Annotated in this window: 20 protein-coding genes; 6 read left to right on the top strand and 14 right to left on the bottom strand. The window is 71.9% G+C overall.

All coding sequences use genetic code 11. The features are described 5' to 3' along the window. Positions 1 to 78 precede the first annotated feature (78 nt). A complete protein-coding gene (locus G9C83_RS04170; protein WP_167244849.1) occupies positions 79 to 1,137 on the top strand; it encodes an NAD(P)-dependent glycerol-1-phosphate dehydrogenase in 1,059 nt (352 codons plus the stop codon). Here the strand turns inward: G9C83_RS04170 and G9C83_RS04165 are convergent. From G9C83_RS04165 to G9C83_RS04150, 4 genes are read right to left on the bottom strand one after another with little or no spacing between them, the layout of a single operon-like run. After that, positions 1,134 to 2,168, bottom strand: coding sequence for a lysylphosphatidylglycerol synthase domain-containing protein (locus tag G9C83_RS04165; RefSeq protein WP_167244848.1), 1,035 nt, complete (start codon positions 2,166 to 2,168; stop codon positions 1,134 to 1,136). The two genes, G9C83_RS04170 and G9C83_RS04165, sit on opposite strands and share 4 nt — an antisense overlap. Before the next feature lie 18 nt (positions 2,169 to 2,186). Then, positions 2,187 to 3,257: a M48 family metalloprotease gene (locus tag G9C83_RS04160; protein WP_167244847.1), complete on the bottom strand. Its 1,071-nt coding sequence runs from the start codon at positions 3,255 to 3,257 to the stop codon at positions 2,187 to 2,189. Between the two features lie 42 nt (positions 3,258 to 3,299). After that, positions 3,300 to 3,485, bottom strand: a complete 186-nt coding sequence (locus tag G9C83_RS04155; protein WP_167244846.1) for a hypothetical protein — start codon at positions 3,483 to 3,485, stop codon at positions 3,300 to 3,302. 30 nt (positions 3,486 to 3,515) lie between these two features. Further along, complete coding sequence (locus tag G9C83_RS04150) at positions 3,516 to 5,312, bottom strand: S9 family peptidase (RefSeq protein WP_167244845.1); 1,797 nt, start codon at positions 5,310 to 5,312, stop codon at positions 3,516 to 3,518. 99 nt (positions 5,313 to 5,411) lie between these two features. On the opposite strand from G9C83_RS04150, the gene G9C83_RS04145 reads away from it, so the two are divergent. After that, positions 5,412 to 6,479, top strand: a complete 1,068-nt coding sequence (locus G9C83_RS04145) for a glycosyltransferase (protein WP_167244844.1) — start codon at positions 5,412 to 5,414, stop codon at positions 6,477 to 6,479. Here the strand turns inward: G9C83_RS04145 and G9C83_RS04140 are convergent, their stop codons facing one another. Then, complete coding sequence (locus G9C83_RS04140; RefSeq protein WP_167244843.1) at positions 6,480 to 7,094, bottom strand: class I SAM-dependent methyltransferase; 615 nt, start codon at positions 7,092 to 7,094, stop codon at positions 6,480 to 6,482. It lies immediately after the preceding gene. Next, complete coding sequence (folP, locus tag G9C83_RS04135) at positions 7,087 to 9,516, bottom strand: dihydropteroate synthase (protein WP_167244842.1); 2,430 nt, start codon at positions 9,514 to 9,516, stop codon at positions 7,087 to 7,089. The genes G9C83_RS04140 and folP overlap by 8 nt, the downstream gene beginning before the upstream one ends. A 253-nt stretch (positions 9,517 to 9,769) precedes the next feature. Between folP and G9C83_RS04130 the strand changes: the two genes are divergently transcribed. After that, the gene (locus tag G9C83_RS04130) at positions 9,770 to 10,006 is read left to right on the top strand and encodes an amphi-Trp domain-containing protein (RefSeq protein WP_167244841.1); all 237 of its coding nucleotides are present in this window, start codon (positions 9,770 to 9,772) and stop codon (positions 10,004 to 10,006) included. A gap of 2 nt (positions 10,007 to 10,008) precedes the next feature. Here the strand turns inward: G9C83_RS04130 and G9C83_RS04125 are convergent, their stop codons facing one another. Further along, a complete protein-coding gene (locus tag G9C83_RS04125; protein ID WP_167244840.1) occupies positions 10,009 to 10,446 on the bottom strand; it encodes a DUF6653 family protein in 438 nt (145 codons plus the stop codon). Between the two features lie 61 nt (positions 10,447 to 10,507). Beyond that, positions 10,508 to 12,118, bottom strand: a complete 1,611-nt coding sequence (gene purH, locus G9C83_RS04120; RefSeq protein ID WP_167244839.1) for a bifunctional phosphoribosylaminoimidazolecarboxamide formyltransferase/IMP cyclohydrolase — start codon at positions 12,116 to 12,118, stop codon at positions 10,508 to 10,510. Between the two features lie 168 nt (positions 12,119 to 12,286). Between purH and purB the strand changes: the two genes are divergently transcribed. Then, positions 12,287 to 13,663, top strand: a complete 1,377-nt coding sequence (gene purB / locus G9C83_RS04115; protein ID WP_167244838.1) for an adenylosuccinate lyase — start codon at positions 12,287 to 12,289, stop codon at positions 13,661 to 13,663. A gap of 45 nt (positions 13,664 to 13,708) precedes the next feature. Continuing rightward, positions 13,709 to 13,927 carry a zinc ribbon domain-containing protein gene (locus tag G9C83_RS04110; protein WP_167244837.1) on the top strand — a complete coding sequence of 73 codons (219 nt, stop codon included), beginning with the start codon at positions 13,709 to 13,711 and terminating at the stop codon, positions 13,925 to 13,927. Here G9C83_RS04110 and G9C83_RS04105 read toward each other — a convergent pair. From G9C83_RS04105 to dapA, 6 genes are read right to left on the bottom strand one after another with little or no spacing between them, the layout of a single operon-like run. Beyond that, positions 13,924 to 14,994 (bottom strand): M20/M25/M40 family metallo-hydrolase, encoded by a 1,071-nt coding sequence (locus G9C83_RS04105; protein WP_167244836.1) that lies wholly within the window; start codon positions 14,992 to 14,994, stop codon positions 13,924 to 13,926. The two genes, G9C83_RS04110 and G9C83_RS04105, sit on opposite strands and share 4 nt — an antisense overlap. After that, positions 14,987 to 15,805: a diaminopimelate epimerase gene (gene dapF / locus G9C83_RS04100; RefSeq protein ID WP_167244835.1), complete on the bottom strand. Its 819-nt coding sequence runs from the start codon at positions 15,803 to 15,805 to the stop codon at positions 14,987 to 14,989. The genes G9C83_RS04105 and dapF overlap by 8 nt, the downstream gene beginning before the upstream one ends. A 25-nt stretch (positions 15,806 to 15,830) precedes the next feature. Next, complete coding sequence (gene lysA, locus G9C83_RS04095) at positions 15,831 to 17,063, bottom strand: diaminopimelate decarboxylase (protein WP_167244834.1); 1,233 nt, start codon at positions 17,061 to 17,063, stop codon at positions 15,831 to 15,833. After that, positions 17,060 to 17,893 (bottom strand): 2,3,4,5-tetrahydropyridine-2,6-dicarboxylate N-succinyltransferase, encoded by an 834-nt coding sequence (locus G9C83_RS04090; protein ID WP_167244833.1) that lies wholly within the window; start codon positions 17,891 to 17,893, stop codon positions 17,060 to 17,062. The genes lysA and G9C83_RS04090 overlap by 4 nt, the downstream gene beginning before the upstream one ends. Then, the gene (gene dapB / locus G9C83_RS04085; RefSeq protein ID WP_167244832.1) at positions 17,890 to 18,633 is read right to left on the bottom strand and encodes a 4-hydroxy-tetrahydrodipicolinate reductase; all 744 of its coding nucleotides are present in this window, start codon (positions 18,631 to 18,633) and stop codon (positions 17,890 to 17,892) included. Before dapB ends, G9C83_RS04090 begins: the two co-directional genes overlap by 4 nt. Continuing rightward, the gene (dapA, locus tag G9C83_RS04080; RefSeq protein WP_167244831.1) at positions 18,630 to 19,535 is read right to left on the bottom strand and encodes a 4-hydroxy-tetrahydrodipicolinate synthase; all 906 of its coding nucleotides are present in this window, start codon (positions 19,533 to 19,535) and stop codon (positions 18,630 to 18,632) included. Before dapA ends, dapB begins: the two co-directional genes overlap by 4 nt. Positions 19,536 to 19,823: 288 nt before the next feature. Between dapA and G9C83_RS04075 the strand changes: the two genes are divergently transcribed. After that, positions 19,824 to 20,465: a metallophosphoesterase gene (locus tag G9C83_RS04075; RefSeq protein ID WP_167244830.1), complete on the top strand. Its 642-nt coding sequence runs from the start codon at positions 19,824 to 19,826 to the stop codon at positions 20,463 to 20,465. Positions 20,466 to 20,489: the final 24 nt, after the last annotated feature.

Genomic DNA, 20,489 nt, shown 5'->3' with positions numbered 1-20,489 from the left:
CGTCGCCGCGGGCGTCCCGACGTCGCCGCCGGCTGCGGGACGAGTAGACTTTTACTCGTCCCCGGGCGAGAGTCGGGCATGTTCGAGAAGTCGACGTGGATCCGCCTCCCGCGCAGCGTCGTGCTCGGCCACGACGTGCTCTCTCGGACGCGGGAGGTCGTCGTCGAGACCCACCTCACGGGCCAGCCGCTCGTCGTGACGAGCCCGACGCCCCGCGAGGTGGCGGCCGACCCCATCGTCGCGCAGTTCGAGGAAGCGGGCGACGACCCCGAGGTCGCGGTCGTCGAGGAGGCGACGTTCGACGCCGTCGAGGACGTCCTCGACGTCGCCCGCGGGATGGACGTCGGCTACCTCGTCGGCGTCGGCGGCGGGAAGCCCATCGACATCGCGAAGATGGCCAGCGACCACCTCGACGTCGGGTTCGTGAGCGTTCCGACTGCGGCGAGCCACGACGGCATCGTCTCCGGGCGCGGGTCGGTGCCGGAGGGCGACACCCGCCACTCGGTCGCGGCGGCGCCGCCGGTCGCAGTCGTCGCTGACACCGGCGTCATCGCGGACGCGCCGTGGGACCTGACGACCGCGGGCTGCGCGGACATCATCTCCAACTACACCGCCGTCAAGGACTGGCGGCTCGCCGAACGCCTCCAGAACGTCGAGTACAGCGAGTACGCGGGCGCGCTCAGCCAGATGACCGCGGAGATGCTCGTGGACAACGCGGGCTCGATCAAGCCCGAACTGGAGGAGTCCGCGTGGGTCGTGATGAAGGCGCTCGTCTCCTCGGGGGTCGCGATGTCCATCGCGGGCTCCTCGCGACCGGCGTCCGGTAGCGAGCACCTGTTCAGCCACCAGCTCGACCGCATCGCGCCCGGGAAGGCCCTCCACGGCCACCAGGTCGGCGTCGGCTCGATTCTCGCGGAGTACCTCCACTCCGGCGAGCAGGGCGAGTGGCGCTCGGTCCGGGACGCGTTGCGCGCGCTCGACGCGCCGACGACCGCCGAGGAACTCGGCATCACCGACGAGGAACTGCTCGAAGCGATGACCTCGGCCCACGAGATCCGGGACCGCTACACGATTCTCGGCTCCGGCATCAGCGAGGACGCCGCCGTCGAGGCCGCCGCGAAGACCGGCGTCATCTAGTCGGTGAGCCTGCCCGTCGCCGCGGCGTCCAGCGTCCACAGCGAGAGCCCGCCCGCCATCACCTGCACGAGCAGCATGCCCGAGCGGTAGAGCACGAGCGCGGACGCGAGCTCGCCGAGCGAGTGCGGCGTGAGCGCGATGAGCACCCCGCCGAGCGCGGCGTCCACGGGGCCGATGCCGGCCGGCAGCGGAATGGCGCGTGCGAACCCCGACACCGTCACTGCGACGGCGACGACCGCGGGAGAGACGCCGACGCCGACCGCGCGCAGGCTCACGTACAGCGGAATCATCCACCCGATCCAGGCGAGGTGGGCGGCCGCGAGCACGGAGACGAACCGCGAGCGGTCGGCGGCCAGCGCGGCGAGCGCGCCGAAGAACTCGTCGAGGCCGGCCCGGATGTCCGCAGTCTCGATTGGCTCGTCGTAGCCGGGGACGACGCGGACGAGTAGCGGGTCGAGGGTTCGGCCGATCCGGGCGAGTACGACGGCGACGTGGTCGCGGGACCGTTCGACGACGACGCCGAAGACGGCGACGAGCGCGAGCACCACGCAGAATCCCACGAACAGCCGGGCCAACCCCCCAGTTCCTCGGCCCTGCGCGAGCACGCCGAGCACACCGAAGAGGCCGACGACGGCGGACCCGAGCATCATCACGAACTCCCACGCGGAGACGCCAGCGGCCGCCTCGCTCAGCGACACCTCGTCGTGGCGGCTGACCACGTACGCGACGAACCCGCCGGCGCCGACGGTGCCCGCCGGGAGGAAGCTCCGGACGATGGCGGCGGCGTAGAACGCCCGCCGCGCGAGCGCGCCGCGCACGCTCAGGACGGAGAAGCCGAGCGCGAGCCGCATCCCTTCGCCGCCCGCGAGCAGCGCGAACGCCGAGCCGACCGGTGCGAGCGAGTAGTAGACGAGGTCGGCGTCGCGGAGGTTCTCGATTACCTGGTCCCACCCGACACCGGTCACCAGCAGGGCGCCGATGGCGACGGCGACGAACACCCGGAAGACGACGCGTCGACGGTCGAGCTCCACAGTCGAACGTCGCAGCCGTCAGGAAAAACGATTTGGGGTGCGCAGGCGGTCGACCCGCCGCCCGATGGCGGGGTGAAAGGAGAACAGGCGGGCGAGCCGCGACCGGTCGACGGGGACGAGCCCGCGGTCAGCGAGCGTGGCGAGCGCGCGCTCCATCGCGGGGCTGCCGACGCGGGCGGCGGCGTACGCGTCGGCGTCGAACTCCGTCCACCGGACGAGCGGGCCGACAGCGAGTAACAACGCGACGGAGGCCGCGACGGCGGGGACGAGCGCGTCGAGGACGCCGGTCGCCGCGAGGAACAGCGGCGCGAGCGCCACGCCCGTCGCGAGGAACCGCGCGGGGACGTGGCCGCGGCGGTGGTGGCCGACCTCGTGGGCGACCACGGCGGCGGTGGCGTCGGCGTCCAGCGTCCGGAACAGCGCGTCCGTCACGAACACGTACCGGGCGCCGGGGAGCACGCCCGCGGCGACGGCGTTCGCGACCGGGTGACGGCCGGTCTCGACGACGCGCACCCGGAGGCCGTGGGCGCACGCCGGAATCGCGGCTGCTTCCTCGTGGGTCGGCGGCCGTAGCGGCCCGAACCTCGCGGCGAGCGGCGGCATCGCGACGACGATGACGGCGGACGCGCCGGCGACGGCCAGCAGGCTCGGTCGGCCGGACGGCGCGGCCAGCCACGCGCTGACGACGAAGAACGCGGGCGCGACGAGGACGGACGCGAGCGCGAGGAACCGCCGGACGGTCGCCGCGTAGTCGGGTGAGTGTCCAGTGACGCTCGCCCACGCGGGCCGCGTTCCGAGGTGAACGGCGAGCGCCGGCACGACGCCGCCGACCAGCACGGTGCCGGCGAGCGCGACGAGCACGCCGACGACCGACGGGACGGGCAGCGCGGCTGCGAGCGCGTCGTCCAGCGGCGAGTTCGTGAACACGAACAGGCCGGTGAGCGCCGCGGCGGCCTGCAGGACGCGGTTCGCGCGCCGCAGCCGGGACGCGGCGGTCACGCGGTCGGCGGCGCGCGCGGCGGCGACGCCCGCGAGCCTGCTCGCGGCGTACGCGACCACCGGGAGGGCGAGCACGACGGCGGCGTTCATCACGAGAGTGTAGCCACGGCGACCACTAACAGTTGTCGCGAGTCACTCCCCCTGCCGCTGCACGTACGCGTACACGACGGCGAACGCGAGGCCGCCGGCGAACCCGCGTGCGGCCGCGCCGGCCACGTCGCCGTCGAACAGGACGGCCTCGAGGAGCACGAACAGCGTCACCCAGAGCGCGACGACGCCCGCGCCGAACAGCCACGGGTTCGTCAGGTCGACTTCCATACGGGGCGCTCTCTCCCGAGACGGAAGTACCTAGACGTGTTCGTCGAGGAAGTCGACGACCGCGCGGTAGGCGGTGAGCTTGTTCTCCAGTTTCGTGAAGCCGTGGCCCTCGTCCTCGAAGACGAGTTTCTCCGTGGGAACGTGTTCGCCGGCCTGCTCGACGATCTGTTCGGCTTCCTCGACGGGGACGCGGGGGTCGTTCGCGCCGTGGAGCACGAGCAGCGGCGCGCGGATGCGGTCGGCGCTGTGGACGGGACTGATGGATTCGAGGAACTCGCGGTCGTCGGCGAGGCTGCCGTACTCGGCCTCGCGGTGCTCGCGGCGCCAGTCGCCGGTGTTCTCGAGGAAGGTGACGAAGTTCGCGATGCCGACGACGTCGACGCCCGCCGCCCACAGGTCGGGGTACTCCGTGAGCGACGCCAGCACCATGAACCCGCCGTAGGAGCCGCCGTACGCGACGACGCGGTCCTCGTCGACGTCGTCGCGGGCGGCGAGCCACTCGACGCCGGCCTCGCCGTCTTTCACCGAGTCCATCCGGTTGCGGACGTTGTCGAGGTTCATGTACTCCTTCCCGTAGCCGGAGGACCCGCGGACGTTCGGCTCGAAGACGGCGTAGCCGTTGTCGACGAAGTACTGGCGGAGCCCCGAGAACCACGGCCGGCGCTGGGACTCGGGACCGCCGTGGAAGTCGACGACGACGGGGTGGGGGCCGTCGCCCTCGGGGAGCGTGAGGAACGCCGGAACGTCGAGTCCATCGAAGCTCTCGTAGTGAATTAGTTCGGGCTCCCGGAACGTCTGCTTCGGGATGCCCGCCGTCGAGGCGTCCGTCCAGCGGCGCGCGTCGCCGCTCTCGACGTCGACGACGTAGACGTTGCCGTTCTCCGTCGGGGAAGAGGCCGACACCGCGACGCGCTCGCCGTCCGGGTCGAAGCTCACGCCGGAGACGACGCCGTCGACGAGGTCGGGCTTCGGGTACTCGCCGAGACTGGTGCCGTCGGCCTCGGCGAGCGTGAGTTCGCTGTAGCCGTCGACGTTCCGGACGTACGCCAGCCGCCCGGAGTCGTGGTCGACGGCGACGGACTCCAGCGGCCAGTCGCCGCCGCTGGCGACTTCCTCGACGTCTCCGGAGCCGGGGTCGAGCAGTCCCAGGTAGTGGGTGTCTGCGCCGAGGTCGGTGCAGACGTAGACGCCGTCGCCGTCCGGCGTCCACGCCACCGAGGAGAACTGCACGTCGTCGTCGTCGAACGGCGTCGCGTGCGTGACCTCACCGGTGTCGACGTCGGCGACGTAGAGGTCGTTGCTGACGTTCGAGTGACTCTCGTGGAGCAACAGCCGGTCGTCGCTCGGGCTCCAGCCCGCGGCCGCCAGCATGTCGTAGTCGTCGCCCTCGACGAGCAGGTCGGCGTCCGCGCCCGTCTCGTCGCGGCTCTGGGTGTAGACGTCGAAGACGCCCTGGTCGCGGCGGTTCGCGGCGTACGCGAGCCGGTCCCCGTCGTGGCTCCAGCCGCCGAACTGGTGTTTCGCGTCCGGGTCGTCGGTGAGCGCCACGTCCTCGCTGCCGTCCGCGGCGAGGCGGTGGAGCTGCCAGAACTCGTCGCCGCCGGCGTCCGTCCCGTAGACGAGCTCGTCGCGCGTCGGCGAGAACGACGCGAACGCCACGCGCTCGTCGTGGAACGTCAGCTGGGCTGGCCACTCCTCGGAGGCGTCCACGCGCCACACCTGGTTCGACCCCGTGGTGTCCAGCAGGAAGGCGAGCTCGCCCGCGGGGCCGAACGTCGGGCCGCCCGCGCTCCGGACGTTCAGATACCGCTCGATGTCGTAGGCCATAGCGGAGACAGCCGCCGAGGCGTCGATAGCCTTCCGGTCGCGGAAGCGGCGTCCCGGAGAACAGAACCGTTTTTACCGGCGTGTTGCGTCCCGGCGAGTATGCGCGTGGCGTTCGTCTCGGAGACGACCGCCCACCACGCCGACGCCGACGACGTCGACCGCCTGCGACTGCTCGCGGACCTGCTCGCGACCCGCGGCCACGACGTCCACGTCTGCTGTGCGCAGTGGTGGGACGGCCGGCCGGACACGTTCGAACACGAGGGCCTGACGTATCACGCCGTCACCGACGAGCGCGGCGACCGCTGGTTCTCGCCGAAGGCCGCCGCCACCCTCAGGTCCGTCGACCCGGACGTCGTCCACGCCGCGACGCGGACGCCCACGCACGTCTACGGCGCGCGCTGGGGCGCGCTGCTCGCTGGCGCGCCGCTGGTCTGCGAGTGGTACGACCCCCACGACGCCATCACGGGGATGCGCGGCCGCGCGTTCCGGTACGCCGCCCGGAAGCCCAGCGCGGTCGTCGCACCCTCGCGGACCGTGAAGACGAGCGCCCGGGAGTGCGGCGCGGACGGCACCGACGTCCGCGTCGTCCCCACCGGCATCGACATGGACGAGATCCGGCGCTCCGAACCCGGCGACGCCGGCGATATCGTGTGCAGCCGGCGCCTCGACGAGGACGCCAACCTCGAATCCCTCTTCCTGGCGCTCGCGGAGTTCCGCGAGTACGACTGGAACTGCACCGTCGTCGGCGACGGCCCCGCGCGCGAGGGCTACGAGCGCCAGGCTCGCGACCTCCGCATCGCCGACCGCGTGGACTTCGTCGGCGAGCGCTCCGTCGCCGAGCGCGTCCGGCTGTTCAAGGACGCCCACGTCTACGTCCACACCGCCGAGCGCACCTCCTTCGGCCTCGACCTGCTGCGCGCGCTCGCCTGCGGCTGCGTCGGCATCGTCGAGTACCACGCCGAGTCCAGCGCCCACGAGCTCGTGGAGACGTACGACCGCGGGTTCCGCGCGACCAACGACGAGGAGATCACGGAGTGTCTGGTCGCCGCGGGCGACCTCGAACGCAAGGACGTCGACGAGACGTTCGCCGAGTACGACGACGAGCAGTTCGTGGAAGCGTACCTCGACGTCTACCGCGAGGCCCAGGAACAGGCCGGCCTGCTCTGACTACGACAGCCGGTAGAACCGCCAGCTGCCGCCGGCGTCGCTTCCCTTCATTTCGCTGTCCTCGATGCGGAAGCCGGCGTCCGCGAGCGCCGCCTCCGTCTCCTCGGGCGCCGGGAACGACCACTGCATGTGTTCGCCGCTGTCCAGCCAGTCGTCGTTCTCGCCCTCCCACGCCTCCGTCCCGGCGGTGACCACCGCGACGCCGCCGTCCCGGAGCACGCGCCGGAACTCCCGGTAGACGTCGGTGTGCTGGGCGGCCGGCACGTGGATGACGGAGTGCAACGCGGTCACCGCGTCGAAGGCGTCCTCGGCGAACGGCAGCCGGGTCATGTCGCCCTGCACGCGGGCGGCCGCCGGCGCGCGCTCGCCGGCGAGTTCGAGCTGCGCGCGGGAGATGTCCAGACCGACCCCATCGAAGCTGTCGCCGAGCGGCCCGAGCACGCCACGGCCGCCGCCGCAGCCCGCGTCGAGCAGGCGGCCACCCGCTGTGTCCGCGAGCGCGTCGACGAGCACGGCCGGCGGGTCGGCGTCGTCGCGCACGGCGTCGTAGTCCGCGGCGAGCGCGTCGTACCCCCGCCGGACAGCGTTCCGGAACGCGGCGCCGTCGTCAGTCATCCTCGACGCCGTCCCGGGTCGCCTCCGCGACCTCCACGGCGGCGACGTTCTCCTCGACGTCGTGGACGCGCACGATGTCCGCGCCGCGGTCCGCCGCGAGCGCCGTGCCCGCGACCGTCGCGTAGCCGCCGTCGTCGGGGTACGAGTCGACCGCGCCGAACATCGACTTGTGGCTGTGGCCGATCAGGACGGGGCAGCCGAGCGCGTGGAACTCGTCGGTGCGGTCCAGCACCTCGAAGCTCTCCGCGGCGGACTTCCCGAAGCCGATGCCGGGGTCGACGATGATCTTCTCCCGCGGCAGACCGGCCTTCTCCGCGAGCAGCACGCGCTCCGTGAGTTCGTCGACGACGTCGTCGACGACGTCGTCGTAGGGGACGTCCTCGCCCGGCTCGACGGGCGCGTTGATGGAGTGCATCACCACGAGCGGCGCGCCGTACTCGGCGGCGACGAAGCGCATCTCGGGGTCTTCGAGCCCGGTCACGTCGTTGAGTACGTCCGCGCCCGCTTCGAGGGCTTGCCGGCCGACTTCGGCCTTGCGGGTGTCCACGGAGACCATCGCGTCGAAGTCGCTGATGCGCTCGACCACGGGGACGACGCGGTCGAGTTCTGCTTCGAGGGGGACGGGGTCGGCGCCCGGGCGCGTGGACTCGCCGCCCACGTCGATGATGTCGACGCCCGCGTCGACCATCTCCTCGGCGCGCGCGACGGCGTCTGCGACGGTGTCGTACTCGCCGCCGTCGTGGAAGCTGTCCGGCGTCACGTTCAGAATGCCCATCACGGCGGTGCCGTCCTCCCACGGGTAGCCGTGGGTCGCCGGCGACGTCTGAATGCCGAGGGTCTCCCGGAGCTCGTCGGCGTACACGGAGAGGCCGTACGGCTGCCCCTCCAGTTTCTCGCAGAGGCGCTTGAACTGCGCGAGCGTCCCCATCAGCACGGCGTCGAGGTACCCCCGCGGCTGGTTGTTCAGCCCGGACAGCGAGCACTCCGCGCCGAGGCTCAGCATCTCCTCTTTGAGGTACTGGGCCTGGCGCTTCTGGACGCGCGTCTCCACGACGCGGTGGACGCCCTTCCCGCGCATCCGCCAGACGCCCGGCGGCGTGACGTGCGCGCCCTCCAGCACCTCGCGGGAGTCGTCGAGCGTGTCGACGTCCTTCTGGACGTTCGTGCGCGTCCAGCGCTTGCGGCCCTCCGCGACGGCGAACAGCGACCCCGTGAGCAGCACGAGGTCGTCCTCGCCGGCGGCGTCGAGCGCGGCGTCGAGCGCGGACTCCACCGCGCGCTTGATTGTCACGTCCGCGCCCGCCTCCGAGAAGACGGTCGCGAGCACGTCCGCGTCCTCCGCGCGGCCCGTGTCCGGGTTGCACGCCCACACCCGGTCGGGCGTCGGGAGCGCGGCGGCCATCCCGCGGTGGTCCTTGTCGTGCATCGCGCCGAACACGCAGTGGAGGTCGTCGTAGTCGAACTCCGCGAGCGTGTCCGCGAGCGCCTCGCACGCCGCGGGGTTGTGCGCGCCGTCTAGCACCGTAATCGGGTCCGTGCCCATCACTTCGAAGCGCCCCGGCCAGTACGCCTTCCGCAGGCCGCGCGCGAGCGTCGCCTCGTCGGCGTCCGCGACCTGCCGCGCGAGCGCCGCCGCGACGCCCGCGTTCTGCGCCTGGAACGACCCAAGCAGGGGAATCTCCGCGTCCACCGACCAGCCGTCGCTCGCAATCGAGACGGCGGCCTCCGTGTGGTTCGTGCGGCCCCCGTAGGTCACGCGCACGTCGCCGTCGTCGCCGACGGTCACGACCTCGCCCGCCTGCTCGCGCACCGCGGCGAGCGCGTCCCCGGTCGCGCCGGTCACGAGCGGGTTCGCGTCCGCGGCGACGTGGGCCTTGTCGCGGGCGATCTCCTCGACCGTGTCGCCGAGCACGCCCGTGTGTTCGAGGCTCACCGACGTGACGGCGCTCGCTACCGGGTCGACGACACTCGTCGCGTCGTAGTGCCCGCCGATGCCGACTTCGAGGACGGCGACGTCGACGTCCTCGCGCCCGAACTGCCAGAGCGCCATCGCCGTCACCACCTCGAAGAACGTCGGCGCGTCGCCGTCCGCCGCGCGCTCGTTCACGCGCGGCCGGACCGCCTCGACGAACGCCGTCAGCGCCGCCTTCGACATCCGGCGGCCGTCGACGGTGACGCGCTCGCGCACGTCGTCGAGGTGCGGGGACGTGTAGCGGCCGACGTCCAGTCCGGCCTCCCGGAGCACGGACTCCAGCATCCGGGCGCTCGACCCCTTCCCGTTCGACCCCGCGACCTGCACGTACCGCGGGCCCTCGTGGGGGTCGCCGAGCGCGGCCAGCAGGTCCGCCGTCGAGTCCGTCCCGGGCTTGGGCCGGTAGCGGCGGAGGTCCAGCAGGAAGTTCGCCGCCTCGTCGTATCGCATACTGGAATCGAGCGCCGCGGCCCGCTTTATACTGTCGGACCGGCACCTCGGTCGTCCCTCAAAGAGCCGTTTGAGTCTCCCCAACCGACTTGATACGTCCGGCACATCGTTCGGGTGGAGCGCCACCGGCCCTCCAAAGCCCCGAACCCACCCCACCTGTGTCAGCCCGCTGGCGCTCCACTGCCCCTTCTCCCCCTCTTTCGCGAGCGCGTAAGAACCCCATAACCAAGCGCGAGGCCGGCCACGTGTCGGTATGGCCGAACGAACCACGGGCACGGAGAGCCTCGAACGCGACCAGGCCGCGGCTCGACTCGAAGAGATCGCGGAGTCGCTCCGGTCGGACGACTTCACGATCCGCGTCGACAACAAGGACATCAAGCTCCGGCCGACGGACACCGTCGACTTCCAGATCGACGTGATCGAGAAGCAGGCGATGTTCCGCGGGGACCGCGAGACCGTCGAAATCGAGCTCGACTGGCGGCCGAAGTAGAGTCACGCCGCCCGCCGGTCGTAGCGCCGCACCAGCAGTTCGAGCCACCAGAGCTTCAGGCCGACCAGCAGCGCCGCGCCGAGCGTCGCGCCCGCAGGCCGCCGCCGCCACGCCGCGTGCACCGCGAAGACGGCCGCGAGCGCCGCACCCGTGTTGTACGCGTTCGGCCCGTCGAAGCCCGTCGTTCGGTTGCCCTCCTCGCGAATCCACCACCGCTCGGCGAGCACCGCGCGCGTCATCCACGCGTCCTCGTTCCCGGGCGCCGCGAACAGGAACGGGTTGACGACGGTCCAGACCAGCGCGGCGCACAGCAACCGCCAGTCGCGGCGGTAGAGCGCGTACACGACGACCGGGCCGGTCGGCACGCGCGTCCACCCGCTCTTCGGGTTCGAGTGCCGCGCCCAGAACCACGCCTCGAACCGCTCGGGCAGCAGGCTCATACGCGGGAGCACGCGCCGCGGAACCAAAGCGGTAGCGGCGAGCGGGAGGCGGAGCGTTCGGTCAGTCGTGCCGGAAGGTACGGTGCCCGGTGAACACCATCGCCATCCCGTGCTCGTCGGCGGCCTCGACGACGTCGTCGTCGTTCACCGAACCGCCGGGCTGAATCACGGCCTCGACGCCCGCCTCGGCGGCGGCCTCGACGCCGTCCGGGAACGGGAAGAACGCGTCCGAGGCCATCACGGCGCCCGCCGCGTCCTTGCCGTCGGCGTCGCGCTCGGCCTTCTTCGCGGCGAGCTCGACGGCGTCCACGCGGGAGACCTGTCCGACGCCGAGCCCGACGGTCTCGGTGCCGTCCGCGAACAGGATGCCGTTGGACTTCACGTGCTTGAGCACGCGCCACGCGAACAGCATCGTCTCGATCTCCTCGTCGGTGGGCTCGCGCTCCGTGACGACTTCGAGGTCGTCGCGGTCGGGCGCCCAGAGGTCGCGCTCCTGCACGAGGCGGCCGCCGACCAGCGGCTTCTCCGTGGTGGTCTCGGTGACCTCGTCCAGCTCACCGACGTCGAGGACGCGGAGGTTGTCCTTCTCGGTGAGCACGTCGAGCGCGCCGTCGGTGTAGCCGGGCGCGACGACGACCTCCTTGAACGAGTCCGCGACGAGTTCCGCGGTCGCCTCGTCGCACTCGCGGTTGAGCGCGACGATGCCGCCGAACGCGCTCTTCGCGTCCGTCGCGAGCGCGTCGGCGTAGGCGTCCGCGAGCGTGTCCGCGACCGCGGCGCCCGCTGGGTTGGTGTGCTTGATGACGGCGGCCGCGGGCTCGTCGAACTCCTTGATGAGGTTGAGCGCGGCGTCGGCGTCGTTGTAGTTGTTGTAGGACAGCGCCTTCGCGCCCTCGTTGAGCTGGTCGGCGTGGACGACGCTGGCCTCCTCGCAGGTGTCGTCGCGGTAGAGCGCGGCGTCCTGGTGGGGGTTCTCGCCGTACCGGAGGTCGCTGTCGCGGTCGTTGCTCACGAGCCGGCGTACCGGGAAGTCGCCGCCCGCGTCCGCGTCGACGGTGACGCCGTCGCCGGTGACGTCGAGGTCGCCGTTCGCGGCCCAGCGCACGGCACGCGGGTACGCCTCGAACTCGGCGTCGTAGAGCACGCGCTCCTTGAGGTCGCTCGCGTCGTCGCCCTCGTAGACCGGGACCGGTTCCTGCGTGACGATGGGCCCGGCGTCGACGTCCTCGGCACGGACGCTGCCGTCTTCCGCGACCGCGTCCGTCACGACGTGGACCGTACAGCCCGTCACGGAGACGTCCGCGTCGAGCACCTGGTCGTGGGCGTCGGCGCCGGGGAACGACGGCAGGAGGCTCGGGTGGACGTTCAGCGTGAGCGGCGTCGCGTCGAGGAACACCTCCGAGAGCACGCGCATGTAGCCGTCGAGGCAGACGAGGTCGACGTCGTAGCCGTCGAGGGCGTCGACGACGCGGCGCTCGTGCTCGCGCCGGGACTCGCCGTCGCGGTGCTCGACGACTTCCGTGGGGATATCGCGCGCGTCGGCCGCGTCGAGGACGGGCGCGTCGGCGTCGTCCGTGAGCACGACGGCGAGGTCGGCGCCGCCGGGCCGCAGGTCGTCGATGTGCAGGAGGTTCCGGCCGCGGTTGCTGGCCAAGCCGGCTACGTTCGTCATGTCTCACCGAGCGGCGTCCGCGGGCAAAGTGGTTGCGGTTCTCGGGCGGGAAGTATGCACGAACTGGCATAGAAATGCGCGGCTTTCGCCGCAGTCGCCGCGTGAGTATGCACGCTCGTGGTCCGCTCGACCGGCAGGCTTTTGCCGCGAGCGCGGCCACTCCGAATCATGACCGACACCCACGCCCTCCACGCCGTGACGCCGCTGGACGGCCGGTACGCGGGCCGCACCGAACCGCTCCGCGAGTACGCCAGCGAGGCCGCGCTGATGCGCGCTCGCGTCCGCGTCGAAGTCGAGTACCTGCTCGCGCTCGCAGACCTCGACCCGGTCGAGCTCGGCCTCACCGGCGAGGAGCGCGAGACCCTCCGCGCGGCCTACGAGGAGTTCGACGACGAGGACGCGGCGCTCGTGAAGGCAATCGAGACGGAGGGCGCGCGCGGCTACGACGCCACCAACCACGACGTAAAGGCCGTCGAGTACTTCGTCCGCGAGCACGCCCCCGAGCGCGCGCACCCCTGGACCCACTTCGCGCTCACCAGCGAGGACGTCAACAACCTCGCGCACCGCCTGCTCGTCAAGCCCGCCGTCGAGGACGTGCTCGTCCCGGAACTCCGCGAGGTGCGGGACGCGCTCGTCGAGTTCGCGCACGACTACGCCGACCTCCCGATGCTCGCGCGCACCCACGGCCAGCCCGCGACCCCGACGACGTTCGGCAAGGAGATGGCCGTCTACGCCGCCCGTCTCGGTCGCGCGATCGCTCGCGTCGAGGACGCCAGCGGCGACCTCGCGGGGAAGCTCGCGGGCGCGTCGGGCACGTGGGCCGCCCACCACGCCGCGTTCCCGGACGTCGACTGGCGCGCGTTCTCCCGGGAGTTCGTCGAAGGGCTCGGCCTGGAGTACGTCGAGCCGACCACGCAGGTGAACCCGAGCGACGACCTCGGCGCGCTGTTCGACGCGCTCACGGGCGTGAACGGGGTCCTGCTGGACCTCTCGCGGGACGTCTGGCTGTACGTCTCCCAGCGCTACCTCGGCCAGGAGGCCGCCAAGTCCGAGACCGGGTCGTCGACGATGCCGCACAAGGTCAACCCCATCGACTTCGAGAACGCCGAGGGCAACCTCTCGAAGGCCGACAGCGACCTCGACTTCCTCTCGGAGTACCTCGCGACGAGCCGCCTCCAGCGGGACCTCTCGGACTCGACGGTCAAGCGGAACATCGGCGCGGCCCTGTCGTACTGCCTGCTCGCGTACTCGAAGCTCCAGAACGGCCTCGAGAAGGTCGCGCCCAACGAGGCCGTCATGCGCGAAGACCTCGAAGCCAACCCCGAGGTCATCGGGGAAGCCGTCCAGACGATTCTCCGCCGCGAGGGCCACGGCGACGCCTACGAGCGCGTGAAGGACCTCACGCGCGGCGAGCGCGTCACCATCGAGGACTTCCACGACCTGTTCGCGGACCTCGACGTCGACGAGGACGTGCGCGAGGAACTGCTCGCCCTCACGCCCGCCTCGTACACCGGCGTCGCCGGCGACATCGCGCGCGACGCCTGACCGCGCTCCTGAAAGCTTATGCCGCGTCGCTCCGCAGCGGCACGCATGTCCCCGCCACAGAGCGAACGCGACGGCTGCCCGAAGTGCGGTCACGACGAAGTCGACGTCGGCTCCATCTCCACGACCGGCTCCGGGCTCTCCAAGATGTTCGACATCCAGACGAACAACTTCCAGACGGTGACCTGCACGTCCTGCGGGTACACCGAACTGTACGCGGACGTCGACGACCGCGGTGCGGACCTCGCGGACGTCTTCTTCGGCTAGACGAGCGAGTGGAGCGCGTCCGTGACGATTTCGGCGGCGCGCTCGACGTCCGAGCGCCGCACGTACTCGCGCTGTGAGTGCGCGACCGGGCCCTCGTCGTCCGCGAGCACGCCCGGCCCGAAGACGACCGTCGGCGCGTCGTCGGCGAAGTAGGAGGCCTCGGTAGCGGCGCCGAACGGCCGCGGGGTGCCCGCGCCCGCGTCCACGAGCGCCTCCGCGACGGCGCTGTCCGCGGGCGTGTCGAACGCTTCGAGGAACGGCGTCTCGCGCTCTGCGGGCTCGACGGCGACGTCGACGTGCGCCGGAACGCCCTCGCGGACGTGCGCCGCGAACCCCTCGAAGAAGTCGGTCTGTGTCTCCGGCGGTACCGTCCGCCGGTCGAACGTGATCGTGCACTCGTCGGGTACGCGGTTCGCGGCGTCCCCGCCCGCAATCCGGGTGGGCGTGAGCGTCGGCGGCCCGAGGTCGGGGTGTTCGGCGGCGCCGCGGGCCGCGTCGTACGTCCGCATCGCTTCGAGGACGCTCTCGGCGGCGGCGACGGCGTTCGCGCCCGAGCCCGGTTCCGCGGCGTGCGCGCCCTCCCCGGTGAGTTCGACGGTGCCCTGGAAGCGGCCGCGGGCGCTCGTGCAGGCGCCGAGGTCCGTCGGCTCGCCCACGACGTAGCCGTCCGCAGCGAGATCGAGGGCGGCCGCACCCATCGAGTCCGTCTCCTCGTCGGGCGTGATTGCGAGCGTCACGCGACCCTCCTCGGGTTCGATGGCGAGGAAGCCCGCGAGTAGCGCGGCCAGCGGCCCCTTCGCGTCACACGCGCCGCGTCCTTCGACCACGTCCCCGTCCCGCGAGAACTCGACGTGCGGCGTGACGGTGTCGATGTGCGTGTTCAGGACGAAGTGCGGGCGCCCGCGCCCCTTCGACGCGAGGACGTTCCCGGAGTCGTCGACCTCTGGGTCGACGCCGTGCTCCCGGAGCGTCCCGACGAGCAGCTCGCGCATCTCCCCGACGTCCTCGTGGGAGGGCGTCTGGACAGCGCGCTTGTGGAAACCGAGGAGGTCGAAGGAGTCAGTCATCCGAGTGCCGGATCGTCACGGGCTCCGCTTCGCCGTCGACCTCGTGGACGGTCGGCCCCCGGAGCGTCGCGCGGTCCGCGGAGAGGTCCACGACGAGTTCGCCGCCCGGCGGGCTGACCGAGACCAGGTCGCCGCAGCGGCCCTCGCGGTGGGCGACCGCAGCGACCGCGACTGCGCCCGTCCCGCAGGAGTCGGTCTCGCCCTCGACGCCGCGCTCGAACGTGCGCTGGCGGAACGCGTCCTCGCCGTCCGGCGACGCGAACGTCACGTTCGCGCCCTCGGGGAACGCCTCGTGGTGACGGATCTCCGGAGCGTCCGCTTCGACGTCCACGTCGTCGACGTCGTCGACGAACACCACGGCGTGCGGGACGCCCGTGTCCACGGCGGTGACCTCGTAGCCCGCGAGCGCCTCGCGCTCCATCGGCTCGTCGCGGTCGACCGGTACGTCCGCGGGGTCGAAGGAGGGCTCGCCCATCTCCACGGTGACGACTTCGCCGTCGAGGTCCGCGCGCCGCGTCCCCGCCTGCGTGTCCAGCATGACGGCGTCGGAGCCGGTCTGCTCGGCGACCCAGCGCGCGGCGCAGCGCGCGCCGTTCCCGCACATGTCCGCCGTGGAGCCGTCGGGCTGGCGCAGCGTCATCACCGCGCGCGGCGGCTCGAAGCGCTCCTCTAAGGCGAGGAACAGCACGCCGTCGATGCCGAGGCTGGCGCAGAGCCGCTGGGCGAACGCCCCGCGGTCGGGGACGTAGTTGGACGCGTCGACGATTGCGAAGTCGTTGCCGGTGCCGTGGTATCGTTCGTAGGGAATCATCGGTGTAGAGGCGGATGTACTGAAATCATCGTTCGGGGGCAGTGAGGTCGGACAGGGAGTCGCGTTCGCGGGCGAGGCGGTGGTCGTCGTCCTCCACGACGGCGACCGCGGGCCGCGGCCGGGAGTTGTACTGGGACGCCATCTCGACGCCGTACGCGCCCGCGTTCCCGACCGCGAGCAGGTCGCCGCGCTCCGGGCGCGGCAGCCGGCGGTCCTCCGCGAGTACGTCCGTGCTCTCGCAGATGGGGCCGACGACCGAGACGCTGCGTTCCGGGCGGTCGTGGCCGTCCCGGGCGAGCGACCGCACCTCGTGGTGGGCGCCGTAGAGCGCAGGGCGCAGCAGCGTCGTCATGCCGGCGTCGACGCCAGCGAGCGTCGCGCCGTCGGTGCGCTTGACCGTGTTGACGTCCGCCAGCAGGACGCCGGCGTCCGCGACGAGGAAGCGCCCGGGCTCGACGACCAGTTCGGCGTCCACGTCCGCGAGCGCGTCGCGGGTGGCGTCCGCGACCGCGTCGAGGTCGAGCGGGTCCTCGTCGGGGCGGTACGGGACGCCGAAGCCGCCGCCGACGTCCACGAACTCCAGGTCGACGGGCGCCTCGCGGGCGACGGCGGCGAGGCGCTCGACGACCTCGCGGTGGGCGTCGACGTCCGCGTCGTCGAGCATCCCGCTGCCGACGTGGGCGTGCACGCCGACCACGTCGAAGCCGCGGGCGTCCGCCTCCCGGAGCACGTCCGCCGCGCGGTCGTGCGGGATGCCGAACTTCGCGTCCGCGCCGGTCGCCACGTCCTCGCTGTGGCCCGCGCCGACGCCGGGGTGGACGCGGATCGCGAGGCGACCGTCGAACCCGCGCTCTTCGAGGCGGTCGATCGTGTCGCGGGCGCCCACCACGAACGTCGCGTCGGGCGCCGCGTCGAGCACGTAGTCGAGGTCGCGGGCGGGCGGATTGACTGCAGTGTAGTGGATCTCTTCGGGGGTGAAGCCGGCGTCGAGCGCGCGGTACACCTCGCCGGCGGACGCGCACTCCGCGCCGGCGCCGGCGCCCCGGAGCGCTTCGAGGACCGCGCGGCCGGCGTTGGCCTTCACCGCGTAGTGCACGTCCGCGTCCGGGAACGCGGTCGCGAGTCGGTCGTAGTTCTCTCGGACGCGGTCGAGGTCCTGCACGTACAGCGGCGTGTCGTACTCGGCAGCGAGGTCGCGGAGGTCGCTCGCCGACCAGTCCGCGAGCCGCCGCACTGCGGGGGCCTCGACGCGCGTCACGACCGGAGAACCTCCTCGCGCTGCGTGGCGTCGAGCGTCTCGGCTTCGAGGTCCATCGCCACCACGGCGGGCTTGAACGCGCCGCCGTCGAAGAGGTCGTGCTCGCCGACGCTGGACTCCACGTACCGCGTGAACGCGCGCCGCTCCGGCGGCAGCTCGCCGTACAGGACCTCCTCCTCGACGAGGTCGTAGACCGGAATCCGGGGCGTCAGCAGCGTGTTCTCGCCGACGACGGAGTCCTCGCCGACGACGAACCCGGAAGTGACCCGGCAGCCCGCGCCCAGCGAGACGCCGTCCTCGACGACCACGGGTGCGTCCTCGACGGGTTCGAGCACGCCCCCGATGAGCGTGTTCGCACCGAGCTTCACGTCCTCCCCGATCTGCGCGCAGGAGCCGACGGTGTCACAGGAGTCGACGAGCGTGCCGTCGCCGACGTACGCGCCGACGTTCACGAACGCCGGCGACATCACGATGCAGTCCGACCCGAGGTGGGAGCCGCGGCGCAGCGTCGTGCCGTCGGGCGTGTTCCGCGTGCCGCGCTCGTAGAGGTCGCCGGTCTCTCGCAGCGGCAGCACGTCGTGGTACGTGACGTCGCCGTACTCGCGGGGCTCGGTCTCCCGGAGCGCGAAGTTCAGGAGCACGCCGCGCTTGACCCACTCGACGGCCTCCCACTCGCCGTTCGTCTTCTCGGCGGCCCGCACGTCCCCGGCTTCGAGCGCGTCGAGGAACGCTTCGAGCGTGTCCGCGTCGTCCGCGCTGGCGAACTCCGCGGTCAGGTCGCCGTCTTCGTGTCGCTGCCACAGCTCTCTGACGTCAGACTCTAGGCTCATAGTTCGGAAGCAACCTCCTCGAATCGGTAAAAGTCCGCGGGCTGGTCGGCGAGCCACGCGGCCGCGTCGAGCGCGCCCGCCGCGAACACCGACCGGTCGCCGGCCCGGTGGGTCAGCTCCAGCACCTCGTCGTTGCCCGCGAGCAGCGCCTCGTGCTCGCCCGTGACGTCGCCGGCTCGGCGCGCGTGCACGCCGATTTCGCCGTCCTCGCGGGGCTGTTCACCTTCGCGGCCGTGGACGCGGTCAGAATCTCCTCGGGTTTCGTCGATACGGTCCAGCAGCACGTTCGCGGTGCCGCTCGGCGCGTCGCGCTTCCCGTTGTGGTGGGTCTCCGTGACCTCCACGTCGTACTCGGGGAGCGCGCCGACCGCGGCCTCCACGGCGTCCAGCAGCGCCTGCACCCCGCGCGAGAAGTTCGCGCCGAGCAGCACGGGCGCGTCGCTGCCGGCCTCCCGGAGCGTGTCGAGTTCCTCGTCGTCGAAGCCCGTGGTGCCGACGACGATCGGGACGCCGGCGTCCGCGCAGGCGGTCACGTACGGCACGCTCGCCTCCGGCACGGTAAAGTCCACGACCGCGTCAGGATTCTCTGCCTCGACCAGCGACGCGAATCCGTCCGCGGGGTCGAGGTCGCCGTCGGGGTCGCGGGTCGTCGCGAACGCCACCTCGGCCCCGCGCTCGGCGGCCGCCTCGCGGACCTCGCGGCCCATCCGTCCGGTCGCGCCGGTCACCCCTACCCTCATGCGGGTACCTCCCGCTCGTCGAGGTCGGCGAGCGCCTCCCGGAGCAGCTCGCGGGTCTCCTCGGAGGCGTCGGTCAGCGGCGACCGGTAGTTCGCGGGGCCGTGGCCGCGAATCTCCTGGGCGGCCTTCACGGGAATCGGGTTCGTCTCCGCGAACAGCGCGCGGTTCAGCGGCTCGAGCTCGCGGTGGCGCTCCCGGGCGGTCTCGTAGTCGCCCTCCAGCGCCGACCACACGAGGTCGCTGACGCGCTCGGGCTCGACGTTCGCGGTGACGCTGATGGTGCCCGTGCCGCCCACCGAGATGACTGGCAGCGTCAGGCCGTCGTCCCCGGAGAGCACGGCGAAGTCGTCCTCGCGCGTGCGCTCGGCGACCTCGCTGATGCGGCCGACGTCGCCGCTCGCCGCCTTGTACCCGACGACGTTCTCGTGGCTCGCCAGCGCCTCCGCGGTCTCCACGGCGATGTTCCGGCCGGTCCGCGACGGGACGTTGTAGATAATCTGGGGTGCGTCCACGCGGTCGGCAATCTCCCGGTAGTGGGCCTCCATGCCCTCCGGCTCGGGCTTGTTGTAGTACGGCGAGATGAGGAGGATGCCGTCCGCGCCAGCGTCCACGGAGCGCTGGGAGAGCCCGAGCGCCTCGTGCGTGGAGTTGCTGCCCGCGCCCGCGATGATCGGCACCTCGCCGCCGACCTCGTCGACGACTTCCTCCACCACCTCCACGTGCTCGTCGTGGGTGAGCGTCGCGCTCTCGCCGGTCGAGCCCACAGGCACCACGCCGTCGACGCCGCTGTCGACGAGCCGTCGCGCGTGCGCTCGCAGTCGGTCGAAATCGATGCTGCCGTCGGCCGTGAACGGCGTCGTCATCGCCGGGAAGACGCCGTTCACGAGTGTTGTGTCGTCCATCTGGATTGAGTCGGGTCGTTCGGTGTGCGGGCCGTGCGTTCCACGTCGGCCCGGCACGGGAGTGCTACGCCCGCAGCGAGCCGTCCGAGTCGGCTGTGCTGCGTTTGCGTTTACCCGAGAAGGAGACGGCACTCTCGGCGGCGGCCCGCGTCCCGAGAGTACCACTCATACGTGGAAGCCTGGCACTCCGGAAGTAAATGGTTATCGGCGCGCGCAAGCGCTGCCGGCGCGAGCGCCTTCGCGCGCACATCGGGAGATTTTTCGCGCGTCCGTGCGACTCTCCCGTAGATGCTAGTCCTCGGGGACGCACACGCGACGACCGCCGACAGACGGCAGTCGCTGTTCGCCGCGTACCGCGCGTCCGACGCCGACGTCGCGCTCCAGGCCGGGGATCTGATGTACTACGACCTCCCGCTGCCGACGTACTTCATCGGCGGGAACAACGAGGACTTCGACGTCATCGAGGCGCTCCGGCACGGCCGCGTCGAGAGCGACGACGTCTCGAACGCGGTCCTCCTCCACAGCACCGTCGAGACCGTCGCCGGGCTTCGCGTCGCCGGGCTCTCCGGGAACTACGCGCCCTCGCGCTTCGAACGCTCCCGGAGCGAGCTCAGCGACGAGCGCCGCCGCCACTTCGTCCGCGACGACGTCGAACGCGCCAAACGGCTCGACGACGTCGACGTCTTCATCGCGCACGAAGCCCCCCACGGCCTCCCCGTCACCGAGGAGTACGACGTCGGCTGCGAGCACATCGACGACATCCTCGAAACCCTCGAACCGGAGCTCTGCCTGGTCGGCCACCACCACGAGCACGCCGAGAGCGAGTTCGGCCCGACGCGAGTTGTCTCCCTGGCGCCCGCCTGGGAGGCCTACTACGAGCTCGACCCGGAGACGCTGTCGCTGTCCCGGTACGACACGCCGCCCGCCTGAATCCACTCTCACACCTACTTTAGG

It is taken from the genome of Halobacterium sp. R2-5 (genome assembly GCF_011734195.1).
Lineage (GTDB): Archaea > Halobacteriota > Halobacteria > Halobacteriales > Halobacteriaceae > Halobacterium.
Note: the sequence above shows the minus strand (reverse complement) of the source record. Positions and strands in the feature narration are given on the sequence as shown.